Source organism: Sphingobium ummariense RL-3 (genome assembly GCF_000447205.1).
Lineage (GTDB): Bacteria > Pseudomonadota > Alphaproteobacteria > Sphingomonadales > Sphingomonadaceae > Sphingobium > Sphingobium ummariense.
On the sequence record NZ_AUWY01000092.1, the window covers coordinates 39,001 to 55,163 of the forward strand.

The 16,163-nt window shown below is 66.3% G+C and carries 18 protein-coding genes; 10 read left to right on the forward strand and 8 right to left on the reverse strand.

Translation table 11 applies throughout. The annotated features are described in order from the left end of the window. The 6 genes from M529_RS37970 to M529_RS37995 all read left to right on the forward strand — a co-directional run bounded on the left by M529_RS37970 (position 1) and on the right by M529_RS37995 (position 6,140). Positions 1-1,551 carry a type II and III secretion system protein family protein gene (locus M529_RS37970; RefSeq protein WP_021318515.1) on the forward strand — a complete coding sequence of 517 codons (1,551 nt, stop codon included), beginning with the start codon at positions 1-3 and terminating at the stop codon, positions 1,549-1,551. A gap of 16 nt (positions 1,552-1,567) precedes the next feature. After that, on the forward strand, positions 1,568-2,230 hold the full coding sequence (locus M529_RS37975) for a CpaD family pilus assembly protein (RefSeq protein WP_021318516.1): 663 nt from the start codon (positions 1,568-1,570) through the stop codon (positions 2,228-2,230). A 1-nt stretch (position 2,231) separates the two neighbouring features. Next, positions 2,232-3,512, forward strand: coding sequence for a nucleotide-binding protein (locus M529_RS37980; RefSeq protein WP_021318517.1), 1,281 nt, complete (start codon positions 2,232-2,234; stop codon positions 3,510-3,512). Positions 3,513-3,572: 60 nt separating this feature from the next. Further along, positions 3,573-4,571 (forward strand): type II secretion system F family protein, encoded by a 999-nt coding sequence (locus M529_RS37985; RefSeq protein WP_021318518.1) that lies wholly within the window; start codon positions 3,573-3,575, stop codon positions 4,569-4,571. An 18-nt stretch (positions 4,572-4,589) separates the two neighbouring features. Further along, on the forward strand, positions 4,590-5,582 hold the full coding sequence (locus M529_RS37990) for a type II secretion system F family protein (protein WP_021318519.1): 993 nt from the start codon (positions 4,590-4,592) through the stop codon (positions 5,580-5,582). 138 nt (positions 5,583-5,720) lie between these two features. After that, positions 5,721-6,140: a DUF2147 domain-containing protein gene (locus M529_RS37995; protein WP_021318520.1), complete on the forward strand. Its 420-nt coding sequence runs from the start codon at positions 5,721-5,723 to the stop codon at positions 6,138-6,140. Positions 6,141-6,153: 13 nt separating this feature from the next. On the opposite strand, the gene M529_RS38000 is transcribed toward M529_RS37995, so the two are convergent. The 4 genes from M529_RS38000 to M529_RS38015 all read right to left on the reverse strand — a co-directional run bounded on the left by M529_RS38000 (position 6,154) and on the right by M529_RS38015 (position 7,902). Continuing rightward, positions 6,154-6,843, reverse strand: a complete 690-nt coding sequence (locus M529_RS38000; protein ID WP_021318521.1) for an aspartate/glutamate racemase family protein — start codon at positions 6,841-6,843, stop codon at positions 6,154-6,156. Positions 6,844-6,914: 71 nt separating this feature from the next. Further along, positions 6,915-7,520, reverse strand: a complete 606-nt coding sequence (locus M529_RS38005) for a hypothetical protein (protein ID WP_021318522.1) — start codon at positions 7,518-7,520, stop codon at positions 6,915-6,917. Continuing rightward, the gene (locus M529_RS49755; RefSeq protein ID WP_021318523.1) at positions 7,517-7,837 is read right to left on the reverse strand and encodes a hypothetical protein; all 321 of its coding nucleotides are present in this window, start codon (positions 7,835-7,837) and stop codon (positions 7,517-7,519) included. The genes M529_RS38005 and M529_RS49755 overlap by 4 nt, the downstream gene beginning before the upstream one ends. Beyond that, the gene (locus tag M529_RS38015; RefSeq protein ID WP_021318524.1) at positions 7,777-7,902 is read right to left on the reverse strand and encodes an aa3-type cytochrome c oxidase subunit IV; all 126 of its coding nucleotides are present in this window, start codon (positions 7,900-7,902) and stop codon (positions 7,777-7,779) included. The genes M529_RS49755 and M529_RS38015 overlap by 61 nt, the downstream gene beginning before the upstream one ends. A gap of 150 nt (positions 7,903-8,052) precedes the next feature. On the opposite strand from M529_RS38015, the gene M529_RS38020 reads away from it, so the two are divergent. Together M529_RS38020 and M529_RS38025 are read left to right on the forward strand one after the other, a co-directional pair. Then, positions 8,053-9,495 carry a sigma-54-dependent transcriptional regulator gene (locus M529_RS38020; RefSeq protein WP_021318525.1) on the forward strand — a complete coding sequence of 481 codons (1,443 nt, stop codon included), beginning with the start codon at positions 8,053-8,055 and terminating at the stop codon, positions 9,493-9,495. A 66-nt stretch (positions 9,496-9,561) separates the two neighbouring features. Continuing rightward, on the forward strand, positions 9,562-10,191 hold the full coding sequence (locus tag M529_RS38025) for a hypothetical protein (protein WP_021318526.1): 630 nt from the start codon (positions 9,562-9,564) through the stop codon (positions 10,189-10,191). A 729-nt stretch (positions 10,192-10,920) separates the two neighbouring features. Here M529_RS38025 and M529_RS49270 read toward each other — a convergent pair. The 4 genes from M529_RS49270 to M529_RS38045 all read right to left on the reverse strand — a co-directional run bounded on the left by M529_RS49270 (position 10,921) and on the right by M529_RS38045 (position 14,336). Further along, positions 10,921-11,160, reverse strand: a complete 240-nt coding sequence (locus tag M529_RS49270) for a hypothetical protein (protein WP_161626356.1) — start codon at positions 11,158-11,160, stop codon at positions 10,921-10,923. Next, entirely contained in the window at positions 11,142-11,597 is a 456-nt protein-coding gene (locus M529_RS49275; RefSeq protein ID WP_152522606.1) for a hypothetical protein, read from the reverse strand. Before M529_RS49275 ends, M529_RS49270 begins: the two co-directional genes overlap by 19 nt. A 275-nt stretch (positions 11,598-11,872) precedes the next feature. Continuing rightward, complete coding sequence (gene folP / locus M529_RS38040) at positions 11,873-12,994, reverse strand: dihydropteroate synthase (RefSeq protein WP_021318529.1); 1,122 nt, start codon at positions 12,992-12,994, stop codon at positions 11,873-11,875. A gap of 202 nt (positions 12,995-13,196) precedes the next feature. Beyond that, on the reverse strand, positions 13,197-14,336 hold the full coding sequence (locus M529_RS38045) for a site-specific DNA-methyltransferase (protein WP_021318530.1): 1,140 nt from the start codon (positions 14,334-14,336) through the stop codon (positions 13,197-13,199). Positions 14,337-14,624: 288 nt separating this feature from the next. On the opposite strand from M529_RS38045, the gene M529_RS38050 reads away from it, so the two are divergent. Next, a complete protein-coding gene (locus tag M529_RS38050; protein WP_021318531.1) occupies positions 14,625-14,978 on the forward strand; it encodes an ArsR/SmtB family transcription factor in 354 nt (117 codons plus the stop codon). Positions 14,979-15,268: 290 nt separating this feature from the next. After that, the coding region (locus tag M529_RS38055; RefSeq protein WP_161626357.1) for a TolC family protein at positions 15,269-16,163 on the forward strand (895 nt) is incomplete at its 3' end.

Sequence of the window (16,163 nt, forward strand, 5' to 3'; positions counted from 1 at the left end):
ATGAAGGCTTTCCACATGCTCGCCCGGGTTCCGGCGGCGCGGCCGCTTGCGGTCCCCGCCATCGCGCTCGGCCTGGCGTTCGCCGCAGCCGCAGCGCCGACCACGGCGCTCAACGCCGCCCCTTCCCCGATGCAGGACAATGCGATCCTGTTGTCGGTGGGCGGCAGCAAGGTCATCAACCTGCCGTCCAAGATGTCGGACGTGGTGATCGCCAATCCCGACGTGGTCGACGTGCATGTCCGGTCGCAGAACCAGCTCTACCTGATCGCGAAGAAGGCTGGTGAAACCACCGTCTTCGTCACCGCGACCAACGGCAAGGTGCTGTTTTCCGGCACGGTGCGCGTCGGTAACAACCTGACCAGCATCGACGACATGCTGCGGCTGGCGATGCCGGGCGCGAACATCGCGGTCAACAAGATGAACGGCATGGTGCTGCTGACCGGCACCATCCAGGCCCCCGAGGATGCGGCCGAGGCCGAGCGCCTGACCCAGGCCTTCGTCGGCAAGGAGGTGACCGTGGTCAGCCGCCTGCGCATGGCGACGCCGCTACAGGTCATGCTGCAGGTGAAGATCGCAGAAGTCGCCCGCGACATCGGCCACAAGATCGGCACCAATTTTGGCAGCGTCGATCAAAGCGGTGGCACTCTTGGCTTCGTCGGTGGAGGCAATCGCAACTTTTTCTCGTACACCAAGCCAGAAATAAATCCGACCACAGGGTTAATCACTAAGCCTGCGGAATGGAGCTTCACTTCTCCCGTCGACGGCAGCTACAGCCTTGGAGGAGTCGCTCGCATTCTGGGCATCGATATCGCGGGCGCGTTGGACCTAGCGGAATCCACAGGCCTCGCCACCACGCTGGCGCAGCCGAACCTGACCGCCCTTTCGGGTGAAACCGCCAGCTTCCTGGCGGGCGGCGAATATCCCTATACGGTCAACAACGGACCGTCCTCGGGCAACAGCATCGAATTCAAGCAATATGGCGTGCAGCTGGCCTTCACGCCCACCGTGCTGGCCGATGGCCGCATCTCGCTGCGGGTCCGCCCCACCGTCTCCAGCCTCGACTTCTCGGTCAGCGCCACCGTGCCCGCGCTCAAGAGCCGGACGGCGGAGACGACCGTGGAGCTCGGTTCGGGCCAGGCCTTCATGATCGCAGGCCTGCTGAACAACGAGACGTCGAACGGCATCAACAAGGTGCCGGGCCTGGGCAACATCCCGATCCTGGGCAGCCTGTTCAAGTCGCGCCAGTTCCAGCGCAACGAGACCGAGCTGGTCATCGTCGTCACCCCCTATCTGGTGAAGCCGATGAATGCATCCGACGTCCGCCTGCCGACCGACGGCTTCCGGGCCGCCACGGAAGCGCAGGGCTTCTTCGGGCAGCAGATGCACGACGGCGTCAGCGGCAAGCAGCCGAACACACCGACGCGCGCGCCGGGCAGCCCGGTGCCGGCACCCGGCCCGCAGGCCTCCGCCGCAACGCCGCTGGTCGCTTCGCGCGACGAAGGCAGGCGGTCGGGCAAGTCCGGCGGCGCCACCCCCGGCTTCAGCTTCTGACGGAAGGACGACAGACATGACCGCCCAGTCCACCACAGGCAAATCCATGGCCGCCTTCGTCCGCTTCGGCGCGCTGGCGTTGATGACGCTGCCTCTCGCCGCCTGTTACGGCACAGCCAATCGCGGTGTCGAATCGGTCCACCAGCCGGTCGTCAGCCACGCCGCCTACACGTTCGACGTGCAGGCGGGCGGCGGGCTGTCGCCTTCCGAGGCGCGGCGGCTGGACGATTGGTTCACCTCGATCGGCCTCAGCTATGGCGACCAGGTCGCGATCGTGACCGACGCAGGCTATTACAGCCCCGAACTGCGCGAGGGCGTCGCGGACATCGCCGCCCGCCGGGGCCTGCTGGTCGCCGAGGACAGCTCCGCCATCGCCGGCACCGCGCCGGAAGGCATGGTGCGGCTGATCGTGCGCCGCGCCACCGCCAGCGTGCCCGGCTGCCCGAACTGGAGCGACAAGGCGGAAAGCGACGGCCAGCTCGGCACCTCGACCAACTTCGGTTGCGGCGTGAACAGCAATTTCGCCGCCATGGTGGCCAATCCCGAGGATCTTGTCCGCGGCCAGGGCACCGACAGCGAACTCCGCACGGCAACCTCCAACCGCGCGATCTCCACCTATCGCGACCGGGCGCCCAGCGGCGCTGGCGACCTCAAGCAAATCACTGCGGGAGCCCAGTAAGATGAACGCACCCTGGAAACCCGGCGTCGGGCAGCGCGATACCTTCCACGCCTTCGTCTGCGACGACCACAGCTTCGACCTGCTGCGCGCGGTCGCGTCCGAAATGGGCTGGCCGCCGGAGAAGGTGAACAAGGGCGGCATGCGCAACGCGGTGCAGAGCCTGTCGATCACCGCGTCCCCGCAGATCCTGTTCGTCGACATGTCCGAAAGCGGCGACCCGCTGAACGACATCAACAGCCTTGCCGAGGTCTGCGAGCCCGGCACGGTGGTGATCGCCGCCGGCCAGGTCAACGACGTGCGCCTCTACCGCGACCTGATCGCCAGCGGCATCCAGGACTATCTGCTGAAGCCCTTCGGCGCTGACCAGCTGCGCGACGCGCTGACGCAGGCGCAAGCGGTGTTCCTGGCGCCGCGCGAGACAGCGCCGGAGCGGCCGCACTGCACCGTGGCGGTGATCGGCACGCGCGGCGGTGTCGGCGCGTCGAGCATCGCGACGTCGCTCGCCTGGCTGCTGAGCGAGAAGAAGAAGCGGCCGACCGCGCTGCTCGACCTCGACGTCCATTTCGGCACCAACGCGCTGGCGATGGACCTGGAGCCCGGCCGTGGCCTGACCGACGCGATCGAAAATCCCAGCCGCATCGACGGCCTGTTCATCGAGCGCGCGATGGTGCGGGCCAGCGACACATTGGCGATCCTGTCGGCCGAAGCGCCGATCAGCCAGCCGATGATGACCGACGGCGGCGCCTTCTACCAGTTGCTGGAGGAGTTCCGCCTCGCCTTCGAATGCAGCGTCATCGACCTGCCCCGCAACATGCTGATCCAGCACCCGCACCTGATGACGGACGCCAACATCGCCGTCGTGGTGACCGAATTGACCCTGGCCGCGGCCCGCGACACGATCCGGATCCTGTCCTGGCTGAAGACCAACGCACCGCAGTCGCGCGTGCTGGTGGTCGCGAACCGCGTCCATCCGGGCGCGCCGGAGATCAGCCGCAAGGATTTCGAACAGTCGATCGAGCGCAAGGTGGACGTCATCGTTCCGTTCGACCTGCGCATCAGCGCGCAGGCGGCGAAGCTGGGCAAGACGCTGGCCGAGACCGCGAAGAGCAGCAAGGTCGGGGCCTCCTGCATCGCGCTGCTGGACGCCGTGATGGGCGCGGCGGCGGACGACGACGAAACGCCGCGGCCGGCGCGTGGCAAGGGCGATTCCCTGCTCGGCAAGATCGGCGATCTCAAGAGCAAGCTGCCCACGCGCCGCAAGGACAAGGCGGCGGTCCTCTAAACGACGACACGAAATGGACTGACAGGGGATGCGCGTCCCCGGAACGGAACAGGCAGGCATATGGACGTCAATATCATCCTGATGACGGCGCTGCTGGCGACCCTGCTGGGTCTGCTGGTCATGGCCTTTGCCGGTCCCTCCGCCGACAAGGCGCGCAAGCGCCGTGTCGCCAGCATTCGCGGCCGGCACAGCGAATCCGCAGAAGCGATAATGGAAGCGCGGATGCGCAAGGCGATCTCGAACCGGGCCACCGGCACCGAGATGAAGATGCTCGTTTCGCTGATCCCCAATCCGGAGCTGCTGACCAAGCGCCTGCGGATGACAGGGAAGAAGTGGACGCTCAGCCAGTATATGACGGCGAGCGCGGTGATCTTCCTGCTGATCGTCGGCTTTCTGGAGTTGCGCGGCTTTCCGATGCTCATGGCGATCATGGTCGGCCTGGCGGCGAGCCTCGGCCTGCCGCACTGGTGGCTCGGCAAGCTCATCAACAAGCGGGTGAACCAGTTCAACGCGAAGTTCCCCGACGCGCTGGAGTTGCTGACCCGCGGCCTGCGCTCCGGCCTGCCCATCGCCGAGACCCTGGGTGTCGTGTCGAGCGAGATTCCCGGCCCGGTGGGCGAGGAGTTCAAGCTGGTGACCGAGCGCATCAAGATCGGCAAGAGCATGGAACAGGCGCTGCAGGAGACCGCGGACCGCCTGGGCACGCCGGAATTCCAGTTCTTCACCATCACCCTGTCAATCCAGCGCGAAACCGGCGGCAACCTGGCCGAAACACTGTCCAACCTGGCGACGGTGCTGCGCCAGCGCGCGCAGATGAAGCTCAAGATCCGTGCCATGTCGTCGGAATCCAAGGCATCGGCCTATATCATCGGCGTCCTGCCTTTCCTCGTCTTCGGCATGATCTGCTACATCAACTTCAACTATATGAAGCCCTTCTTCACCCCCGATCCGGTCGGTTTGTTCGGCCTGTCGACGATGCAGGTCGTGGGACTGGGTGGCATGTGCTGGATGGGCATCGGCGCGTACATCATGGCTCAGATGGTCAATTTCGAGATCTGACCGGCAGGAAAACAGGATATGGAAACGACACCTTCTCCTGCCGGCACGCTCTTCGGACTGACGGCGACCGACCTGGGCACGCTGCTCGCCGCGCTGGCGACACTCGCCGTGCTGTTCGCGCTATATGCAGTGATGACCGTGCGCGATCCTATGGCGAAGCGGGTCAAGGCGCTGAACGAACGGCGCGAACAGCTCAAGGCGGGCATCACCGCCTCCACCGCCAAGCGCCGGGCGAAGCTGGTCCGCAAGAACCAGACGACCGACCAGATGCGGTCCTTCCTGTCCAGCCTGAAGGTGCTGCAGGACGACCAGCTCAAGGATGCGCAGATCCGCCTTGCGCAGGCCGGCATCCGATCGAAGGACCTGGCTGTCGCCGTGATCTTCGGCCGCATGATCCTGCCGATCGTGATCGGCGGTCTTGCCGCGATCCTGCTCTACGGGGTCGGTATCGAGCCTGAATGGGGGCCGGTGAAGCGCTTCTTCGCCTTCGCCATCACGCTGCTGCTCGCCTACAAGGCGCCGGACATCTATATCGACAACAAGATCCAGAAGCGCTCGGCCGCGATCCGCAAGGGGCTGCCCGACGCGCTCGACCTGCTGGTGATCTGCGCCGAGGCGGGCCTGACGGTCGATGCCGCCTTCAACCGGGTGGCGCGCGAGCTGGGCAAGGCCTATCCCGAGCTGGGCGACGAATTCCAGCTGACCGCGATCGAGCTGAGCTTCCTCACCGAGCGGCGCATGGCTTTCGAGAATCTTGCGACCCGCGTGAAGCTGGATGCGGTCAAGGGCGTGGTCACGACCATGATCCAGACCGAGAAATACGGTACCCCGCTCGCTTCCGCGCTACGCGTCCTGTCCGCCGAGTTCCGGCACGAGCGCATGATGCGCGCCGAGGAGAAGGCCGCGCGCCTGCCGGCGATCATGACCGTGCCGCTGATCCTTTTCATCCTGCCGACGCTGTTCGTCGTCATCCTGGGTCCGGCGGCCTGCTCGATCAGCACCGCCTTCTGAAAAAACCTTGCGGGGCGAGGGTACGCTTGCCGTAGCGTCCCCTCGTCCTGCTGGCAAATCCGCCAATTCTGCTATGGCGTGCGGCGCTTCAGCCGCCTATTTTCCCCTTATCCAAAGCCCATAAGGAGAGGTCGCCCCATGTCGTTCAAGCGCACCGCGCCCATCATCGTCGCCGCCTTGGCCCTGCCCGCCACTGCGCAGGCCGCACATCCCATCGCCGGCCGCTGGGCCACGATCGAAGGGAAGGCGATCGTCGCCATCGCCCCGTGCGGCAAGGCGATGTGCGGCCGGATCGAACGGATCGTGAAGCCGACGCCCGGTCGCCCACAAAACGATTACAAGAATCCGGACCCGGCGCTCCGCAGCCGGCCGCTAGTCGGCCTGCCGCTGCTGTCGGGCTTCGAGGACGCGGGATCGCAGTGGAAGGGGAAGATCTACGATCCCGAAAGCGGCAAGAGCTACGCCAGCAAGGTCAGCCGCAACGAAGACGGCACGTTGAAGGTGCAGGGCTGCATCTCGATCTTCTGCAAGACCCAGATCTGGACCCCGGTGCGCTGAACCGGGGCCGTCGTCATCCCAGGATGAAGTCGACCCCCGCCTTCGCATGGATCGAGGTGGAGTCGTAGATCGGAAGGACATTGGCCTTCACGTCGACGATCAGTTCCAGCTCGGTGGTGGCGAGCACCACCGCCTGCACGTCTTCCTTGGCGATATCCGTCAGTTCCGATTTCATGTACCGCTCGGATTCACGGCTGACCTTGCCTACGGTCAGCTCATCATAGACGATGCGGTCGACCCGGTCGGCCAGTTCCAGGTCCGGCGGCAGCAGGGACACGCCATGGGCGACCAGCCGCTGGCGGTAGAATTTCTCGGTCATGACGTTGCGCGTGCCGATCAGCGCCGCTTTCTCGATGCCGTCGGCCTTCATCTTCTGCCCCACCGTTTCGGCAATGTGGATGATAGGGATGCCGACGGCATCCTGCGCCCGGTCGTAGATGCGATGGATCGAGTTGGCGCAGATCAGCAGCGCCTCCGCCCCCGCCTGCTCCAGCCGCATCGCCGCGCCGACGACGGGGCCGGAGGCGCAGTCCCAGTCGTCTTGCGTCGCACAGCGCGCGACAGTGGCGAAGTCGAGGCTTTCGATCACCAGCGGGGCACTGTGCTGGCCGCCCTTCGCGCGATGGATCGCCTGATTGATGATCTCATAATAGCGGGCGGTGGACGTCCAGCTGAGACCACCGATCAGACCTAGCTTGCGCATGCAACTCCCGTTTCAGCGAGGCGATGGAATGGATAGGGCGTGATGCCCGGAATGGCCCCTGCCCTTCCTTCTTACGGAAGATCGGCGGGCGGACAAGCGTCCTGCGGGCGGCTGACCCCAAGTCGCAACGCTGCCCCCGCCACCAGAGCCCCCAGCGCGACGAGCGGCGCCTGGGCGAACAGCAGGCCCAGCGCCACGGACGCGCCGCCCGAAAGGAGGGGCAGCAGCGCCCGCCAGCGGCCGGAGGCGAACAGGGCTGTGGCGATGCCGGCGCCGCCGCACAGCAGGGCCGCGGACAGGATCGCACGCGCGCCCGATCCGATCCGCAGACCTTCGTCCAGCAGGCCGAAGCCATTGGGATTGAGCAGGGCGATCGTCGCCGCCAGCAGCGCCGTCATCCCGGCGAGCGCGGGCACGAGCGGCAGCAGCAGCCGCGCCGCCGCCGGCCGGTGCCGTTCGCGCAGCAGCAGATAGCCAAGGGACAGGCCGATGAGGCCGGCGCCGAGGATCTCCGGCAGGCTGACCACGTCCTGGACATAGAGGGTGGCGCCGCTCGCCAGAGCGACCCCGAAAAGGCCGGCGAGCGCCGCCCTGCCTTCACGCAGCCGCAGCGCCAGCAGGACCAGCGCACCCGCCAGCAGCCAGCCCAGCGCAGCAACGGGAGAGAGCGGGGTCATGCCTCCGGCTCGTCATCAAGCCGTGCGGCAAGGCCAAAGCCAACCACCGCGCCCAGCGATCCGAGCAGCACGGCGGCGAGGCCGAGATAGCGGGCAGCCATGCTTCCCGCCTCGGCCGCGGCGATCAGGGCGCCGACCAGCGTCAGGCTGCCCAAAGCGGACAGCAAAGCAAGCCGCCCGCCGCCCGGCCGGACGAGCGCGAAGCCCAGCAGCGCCGGCAGCAGCAGCGCCAGTTCGAAGGGAAAGTCCGGGAAGGTCAGCTCGCGATCAGAAGCACGACCAGCGCGGCGACCGCGACCGAGGCGATCGTGCCCCATTTCATCAGGCCCACGAAGCCCTCATAGGTCTGGGTCGCGCTCTTCATATTGTCTTCGGACGCCATGTCCTGTCCCCTCGTTACGGCTCGATGGCGCTCTCTTATCGCCTTGGCCGCTCCCCCTCAACCCGAGACGCCCAAGAAAATCACCGCGGTTAAGAGCGCCTTTACCGCTGCCCGCTACCCTGCCCGTCCGAGAGAAAGAGAAGGGGTTCCATGGCGCGCGACGGCATTCCCATGCTGCTGCTGATCGACGACGAGCCGGCGCAGCGACGGCTGGTCGCGGCGCTCGCCGCCCGGGCGGGCTGGCGCACGGTGTTCGCCCCTGACGGCGAGACCGCGATCGCGACGCTCGGCACGCAGGACGGGATGCGGCTCGACGCCGTGCTGCTCGACCAGTGGAGCCCCGATTACGAACCGTCCGGCCTGATCCGGGAACTGCGCGCGCGGCGCCCTGCCCTGCCCATATTGGTGCTGACGGCGCACAACAATGTCGCCGTCGCGGTGGAGGCGATGCGCGCCGGGGCGACCGACTATCTGTCCAAGCCGATCGCGCCCGAGCGACTGCTCGCCGCGCTCAACGCGACGCTGGCCGACGACGATCCGCGCGGCGAACTGCGCCCGCTGACCGAGAAGATCACGGCCCCCCTTTCCTTCGAGGATGTCGTGGGTTCCGCGCCGCAGTTCCGCGCCGCACTCGCCATCGCGGCGAAGGCGGCGCGCGCGCGGGTACCCGTGCTGATCGAGGGCGAGAGCGGCGTCGGCAAGGACGTGATCGCGCGTGCCATCCACGCCGCGTCGCCGCGCCACAAGCAGGCGATGGTGACGGTCAATTGCGGCGCCATCCCCGCCAACCTCGTCGAATCGGAGCTGTTCGGCCATGAGCGCGGCGCCTTCACCGGCGCGTTCGAGCGCCATGTCGGCAAGTTCCTGAGCGCCGACATGGGCACGCTCTTCCTCGACGAGGTGAGCGAGATGCCCTTCGACGCGCAGGTGAAGCTGCTGCGCGTGCTGCAGGACGGGGAAGTGCAGCCGATCGGCGCGCGCCTGCCCGTGCATGTCGACGTCCGGGTGATCGCCGCCACCAACAAGCGGCTGATCGAGGAAGTGGAGGCCGGACGTTTCCGCGAGGATCTCTACTACCGCCTCAACGTGGTGCAGCTGACCGTGCCGCCGCTGCGCGAGCGGATGGGGGACATTCCCGCGCTCTGCCGCCACCTGCTGGCGCGGATCGCCGGACAGCCGGGGCTGCGCAGCCTGGGCCTGACCGACGACGCGCTGGCGCTGCTGCTGCGGCACGATTGGCCGGGCAATGTCCGCCAGCTGCAGAACGCGCTGTTCCGCGCCGCCGTGCTGTGCGAAGGCGACGCGCTGACGCCGCAGGATTTTCCGCAGATCGCCGCGCAGGTGATGGCGGGCGGCGGCGGGCCGCAGCGCACCGAGCCGGGCAGCCGCCAGGCGCATCAGGAGGGCGCGGGCATCACCCTGTTCGAGGGCGACGGTCATGTCCGCCAGCTCGCGGAGATCGAGGCGGACGTCATTCGCCTCGCCATCGGCCATTATCGCGGACGCATGACGGAGGTCGCGCGGCGGCTGGGCATCGGCCGATCCACGCTCTACCGCAAGCTCGCCGAACTGGGGATCGAGAGCGCTGCCTGACCGCCCCGCCGGGGCTATGCCGCTGCGACGTTGAAATGTCGGCCCGGCTATGCTTTGGGAGGGGGTATGAAGACAGCTCCCCTCGCCGCCGTCCTTTCCGTCCTGCTGCTGGCCGCCTGCGGCCGCGCCGAGCCGGTGGGGGACATGCCGAGCCAGGAGGAACTGGCCGCCGCCGCCAACGCCGCCGCCGCCAATGCGCTGGAGAGCCAGAAGGCCGAGGAAGCGGAAAGCCGCAACTATGTGAACATCGAGCGGGGCTTTTCGGTCACCTTCCCCGAGGGCTGGACGAAGGACGGCGCGGCCAGCACGGCGGACGGCGTGGTCTATCAGGATCCCGGCGCCGGCGCGGACGTGCGCGTCTTCTGGCAGAAGAACGACAATGACCAGACGCTGCAGCAGATCGTCGAGGCGGTGAGCAGCGGGTCCGAGGGCGTGGACGGCGACTTCATCGGCGACAATGAATATCGCGGCACCGCAAACGACGGCGAGGGCAATAATGTGGCCATCCGCCTGCTGAAGCAGCCCGACGGGTCGATCGTGACCGCGACCTTCGTCTATCCCGAGATGCTGAGCGAGCAATATCAGGCGATCGCCGAGAAGGTGCTCGACAGCCTGAAGATCTTCGCGCCAAAGGCGCAGACGCCCGAAGGCGGCGCGGCCGAAGCGGCGAACGCCACGGCGGCGGCGGGCCAGTAACAGCGTTTCGACGCGACAGCAGCGGGCTGGAGCGAAGTTCACACCGTCGTCGGGTTCTTTCGGCGAAAAATGGCGCAAAAGTCCCTGCGAGGCGACAGCAACGCGACAGAGAGGCGACACCGACGCGCCACAGGCGCGACAGGTGGGTAACAGCGACGCTACAGTGACGCGACAGTCAGGCGACAGCCTTGTATCGGAAAAGCGGCCGGGCGGCGGATGCGGGGCATGGCGTTGGCGGGCGGAGGGACGCGATTCCATCGCCATGGTAGACCATGGGAAATCCTACATTGGAAGGATGGATGCGCAGTGCGACGTCGCAGTTGCGCTGACGGGAGCGAGCGGCCAGGAAGGCAAAGAAGGGTGGTTAGCGGACAGGCCGCTATCGGCGTAACATTCTGAAAATGCACAGGAGGTCTGCGATCATAAGTCCGGTGCCAAGTGTTATAGCTAGAGCGAGATACTCGGTTCGCAGCGACCAGTAGAAGGCCCCTATAGCTAGGATTGCAAGGCTGACACCAATGACATGCGCCCTACCCAGCAAAAGGGAGTTATCATTAAGAAGCCCGATGTTGCTGTATCGGCCTGATATAAGAGACAGCCCGTTGATCGCCGCAAAGTGATAGATGGAGACTCCAAAAATAATCCAAGCCAAATTCATCTGGCAGGCTGCCCTCACTGCTACATCGCTTTTGTTTAGAGCGATTGCGCCTTCTGCATCAATGTCTTCTTTCAGGCGGCGGCAAAACGGATCAGAATGGCAAAAAAATGGGTCGCGTCCTGCCGGTCAGCTTTCCCGCCCAGGAGCGGACCGACCGCTAACGGGAAGGTTTGGCGTCGATCGGCCCAGTGAACGGCGATCAAGGGTGGGAAGCGGACTGGCGGCTTTTGGGCATATGACCGGCGATAGCTGACCTTGCGCAGTAAAATCGTCCTTTGCGGACATTCGGCCCCTAGCGCTTCTTCGGCCACCACCAGAACTTGATAATGGTGTCGTTGTTGCCAAAGCTCACGCCGAAGTCAGCGTGATCAACAGATATTTCTCTCACCGCATCTAAGAAATTGGTTATATCTTCTGATCTGAGCGGCATGACAAAAGCATCAGCGGCAAGGCCAATGGAGCCGCTTTCATCAAGGTCGTTGGCAAGGCGGAGTTTGGCGGGAACATCGAGCCGGAAGTCGTGATTGCCGAAGATGCGATCTGCTTCCACATCTTGGGGATCAGTTAGTGAGATAGTTCGATGAGCAGGGCCGGTCGCACTCGACAGAATGTTAAACAGTTCGATTAGGCTTGCGCAGCCTTCTTGATCTGCTGTGAAGTGCCAACCGTGATACATCTTCGGCGCTTTGCGGTAGCGCCAAAGGCTAATGCGTCCTTCTTGCTGCCATGATCCGACTGCTTCTTCCATGTGGGTATGGTAGCAGGCGAATGACGGCTTTCCATCAGATTTCGTCTTTCAGCCTTCACCTTGCCATCGGCATAAGCGGCCGGTTTAAGAGATCAGAATCATCTGACGGAGCGACGAAAAATGGTCGATTGATGCCATTTCTTTTCCGTCATCCCTGGCTTGACCCGGGATCCCGCTTTCTTTTCGGCCGCGCCGTGGAAAAGGGCAGTGGGACCCCGGATCAAGTCCGGGGTGACGGTTACCTCCATGTCTGCCTTCGGTCGAAACCCCTCCCCCTAAACCGCGCTCAGCCCCGCATCCGCCATGCCGCGCCAGAGGTGGAGGGCCTGGAGGCTTTCGCGGACGTCGTGGACGCGGACCATCTGGGCGCCGAGCTGGGCGGCGCGGAAGGCGAGCGCGATCGAGCCGCCGAGGCGGTCGGCGGCCGGCGCCTCGTTCGAGAGGGCGCCGATCAGCCGCTTGCGGCTGCCCGCGAAGAGCAGCGGCACGCCCAGCCCCTGGAAGGTCGCGAGGCCGTTCACCAGCGCGAGATTGTCGGCGAGCCCCTTGCCGAAGCCGAGGCCCGGATCGACCATGATTTTATCCCGCGCGATGCCTGCCGCGAGGCAGGCGGCGATGCGCGATTCCAGATGGTCGAACACGTCGGCCACGACGTCGCCATAGCCTGCGGAATTGTCGTGCGGATCGTCGCCGGCCGAGGGCGCGTGCATCAGGATCACGGGGCAGCCCGCCGCCGCGACGACCTCCAGCGACCGGGGATCGTGCCGCAGCGCGCTGACGTCGTTGACGATGGCGGCGCCAGCGGCCAGCGCCGCCTCCATCACCGCGGCCTTGCGGGTGTCGATGGAGACCGGCACGCCGGCCGCCGCGAGCCGTTCGATCACCGGCACGACCCGCGCGATCTCATCCCCTTCCCAGACCTTCGCCGCCCTGGGCCGGGTGGATTCGCCGCCGACATCGACCAGCGCCGCCCCCGCCGCCGCCATGGCGAAGCCCGCGTCGGCGGCCGCCTGCGGATCGTCGCTATGCCGGCCGCCGTCGGAGAAACTGTCCGGCGTGACGTTGAGGATCGCCATCACCTGCGGCGCGTCGAAGCGGATCGTGCGGTCGCGCAGGGCGAGCGGCGGGCGCTGGGCGGAGATGTTGGCGGCGAGGCGCAGCGCCCGCTCCGCCAAGGGTTCAGGCAGGGTCGCGATCGCACCGGCGAAGTCGGCGACCGGCACCGTCGCCCGCGCCACCCGGTCCCGGCCCCGCAACGCCGTCAGCCCATAGGCCTGGAACCAGAGGAGGCCGTTGCCCATCCGCGCCGCCGATCCGTCCGGCAGGCCGATCGGCGAGGGCACGAACCAGGTGGGCGTGAGGTAGAGCCGGGCGTCGGCGGGGATGGGAGGCAGCATCGGCGATCCTTGGCAGGGCGGATGGTGAGGCGAGCGTGTCTTGTGCAGACGGATAACGCGATGCCTGTCCGCTGCCATCATCCGTCATCCCGGCGAAAGCCGGGATCTCTCTTTTCCTTTTCTCACGCGGGGCAAGAAGAAGCGGGATCCCAGCTTTCGCTGGGATGACGAAGGCAGGTTGATGTCCGAAGACCGGGCATCCTTATGGTTCGTTCGCGAGCAGATAGGTCTGGCGCAGGGTGTCGATGGGTTTGAGGCCCTCGCCCGCGTCGAGATGCCAGAAGGTCCAGCCGTTGCAGCTGGGCGCGCCCTGGAGGGTGGCGCCCATCTTGTGGATGGAGCCGCTGTCGGTGCCCACCGCCAGCGATCCGTCCGCCCGGACCACGGCCTGCCAGCGACGCTTGAGGTCGGTCAGCACCGTGCCGGGCTGGCAATAGCCGGTTTCCACCAGCGTGCCGAAGGCGACCTTGGGCTGCGACTTGGCGCTCTGCATGATGGTGAGCGCGGATTCGTCGAGCGGCAGCGCGTCGGCGATCCGCTCCAGCGCGACCTCGATATAGCTTTCCTCACGCTCGATGCCGATCCAGCGGCGGCCGAGGCGCTTGGCGACGGCGCCGGTGGTGCCGGTGCCGAAGAAGGGATCGAGCACCACGTCGCCGGGCTTCGTGCAGGCCAGCAGCACGCGGTAGAGCAGCGCCTCGGGCTTCTGCGTCGGATGCGCCTTCGTGCCGTTGCGCTTCAGCCGCTCCTGCCCGCCGCAGATGGGGAGCACCCAGTCCGAGCGCATCTGCAGCTCGTCGTTCAGCGTCTTCATCGCCTTGTAGTTGAAGGTGTAGCGGGCGTCCTCGCCCTGGCTGGCCCAGATCAGCGTCTCATGCGCGTTGGTGAAGCGCGTGCCCTTGAAATTGGGCATCGGGTTCGCCTTGCGCCAGATGATGTCGTTGAGGATCCAGAAGCCTTCGTCCTGCAGCGCGGCGCCGACGCGGAAGATATTATGATAGCTGCCGATCACCCAGATGGTGCCGTTGGGCTTCAGAATGCGGCGCGCCTGCGTCAGCCAGGCCTTGGTGAAGCGGTCATAGGCGCCGAGCGTGTCGAACTTGTCCCAGTCATTGTCGACCGCATCGACCCGGCCGCCCTCCGGCCGGAACAGGTCGCCGCCGAGCTGGAGATTATAGGGCGGGTCGGCGAAGATCATGTCGATGCACGCGTCCGGCAGCGCCGCCATCTGCGCGATGCAGTCGCCGCGCAGCAGGCTGTCGACGGGAATGGTGGCCGCCCCGGTTTCGACCGGCGCAACCGCCTTCTTCCGCCGCGACGCGACGCGTTCCATGACACCCATTGATTCAACCCCCTTCGGTTCTGAGGCCCAGCGATGAGTCCTCGGGAGTCCCCCGTCAAGATCAGCGGCTTAGCAGATATTGCTCGGAAAATGGTTAACGCGGACCGGAACGAATCGGGAAGGCACGACATATTGAGTCCCCCGCGGGGCGCCGGACTCCATATCAGGTGGTGTGGCGGAAAAGACTCAGCCGAGGCGGGATGCGGCTTTTTTTGGTTAACGCGCTTTCCGGACGCCGAAACGGCCCGGCGCTTGACCCGTCGATAACCGGCCGATTATGACAATCGCATGTCAAAACGGTTAAAGTCCGCCAGCACGGCCGAGCAGTGCGACCCACTTTTCAAGGCGCTGTCGGATGGGACGCGCCGCGCGCTGCTGGAATATCTGGTGCGCGAGGGAGAGCAGAGCGTCCACGCGCTGACGGCGGTGTCGGGCGTGTCGCAACCGATGGTGTCGCGCCACCTGGGCAAGTTGCGCCGCGCCCGGCTGGTGACGGCGCGCCGCGCGGGGCGCGAGACCTATTATGCGGCGCGCGCCAAGGGACTGGCGCCGGTCGTGCAGTGGATGGCGGTCTATGGCGCGCTGTGGTCGCAGCGATTCACGGCGCTGGAGGGACTGGGAGACGATGCTTCCGCCCGCTGATCGGGCCTGATTGCGCGAACTGTTGCCGCCGGGGCGGAAAGTGTCGCCCAGAAATGGCCCATGTAGAACGCCGCCGGATCATTTCCGTCATCTTTCCGCTTACCGCAGCGCAAGTTGCGCTGTAGTCGATTATAAGGCATGTCGAGCCAATGACTTGGCATAATCCTGCTCGCGGGCAGCATTAGGGCGAGTCGGGGGAACTCTGCGCGGTTTGGGGCACTGTGCTTTTATCGATTGCCAGGACACGCAGGAACGGTTGCTGCCTTCGCGCCATTGCCATGGCGCTGGCCATGGCGTGCCCGTGGAGCGCGGACGCGCAGACCGGCCTGGTCGTACCGCCCAACCCGCATCCCTTCACCGCGCCCGCGACGGACGACCCGCTGCTGGCGCTCGCCGGGCCGGTCGGTTCGCATGACCTGTTCCGGGCGGAAATCGAAGCGGCGGTCCAGAACAACGCCCTGATCGACGAGGCCCGCGCCAGCGAGCGCGAGGCGCTGGCGGCGCGAACCCAGGCGCGATCAGCGCTGTTCCCTACCGTCGACCTGACGGTCGATGCCAATCGATCGCTGGCCCGCAACTTTTCCAACGATCCCGGCAACATCATCGAGCGCTCGCGGCCCGAAGGGCGCACCGACGCGACCGCTTCGGTGCGGCAGCGGCTGCTGGACTTCGGCGCGGCGTCGAGCCGCATCGGCGCGGGCAATGCGCGGGTCGATGCCGCCCGGTCCACCACCATGGGCTATGGGCAGGATATCGCGCTGAGAACCATCACCGCCTGGTATTCGATCCTGGCCCAGCGGCTGATGGAGCAGGCGGCAGTCGAATATATCGAACGGCAGAGCCGGCTGCGCGCCGGGCTGGAACGGCGGATCGAGCAGGGCTTTTCCGCGCGCGGCGATCTGCCTCGGATCGAGAGTTCGATCGCCACGGTCCAGACCCGCCTCGCCGGCTTCCGCCGCGACCGGGCCGGGGCCGAGGCGCAATATCGCGCGCTGACCGGGCATGACGCGCCCGCCTCGCTGGGCCGCGTGCCGCTGCCCGCCGCCGAGGTGGACAGCGAGGAGGCGCTGGAGCTGCTGGTGCTGCGATCGCCGCCCGTGCTGCGCGCCGACGCCGAAGCCCGCGCCGCCCGGCAGGATTCCCGCGCCGCCCGGTCGGAGCGGCTGCCGACCATCGCCGCGGGGG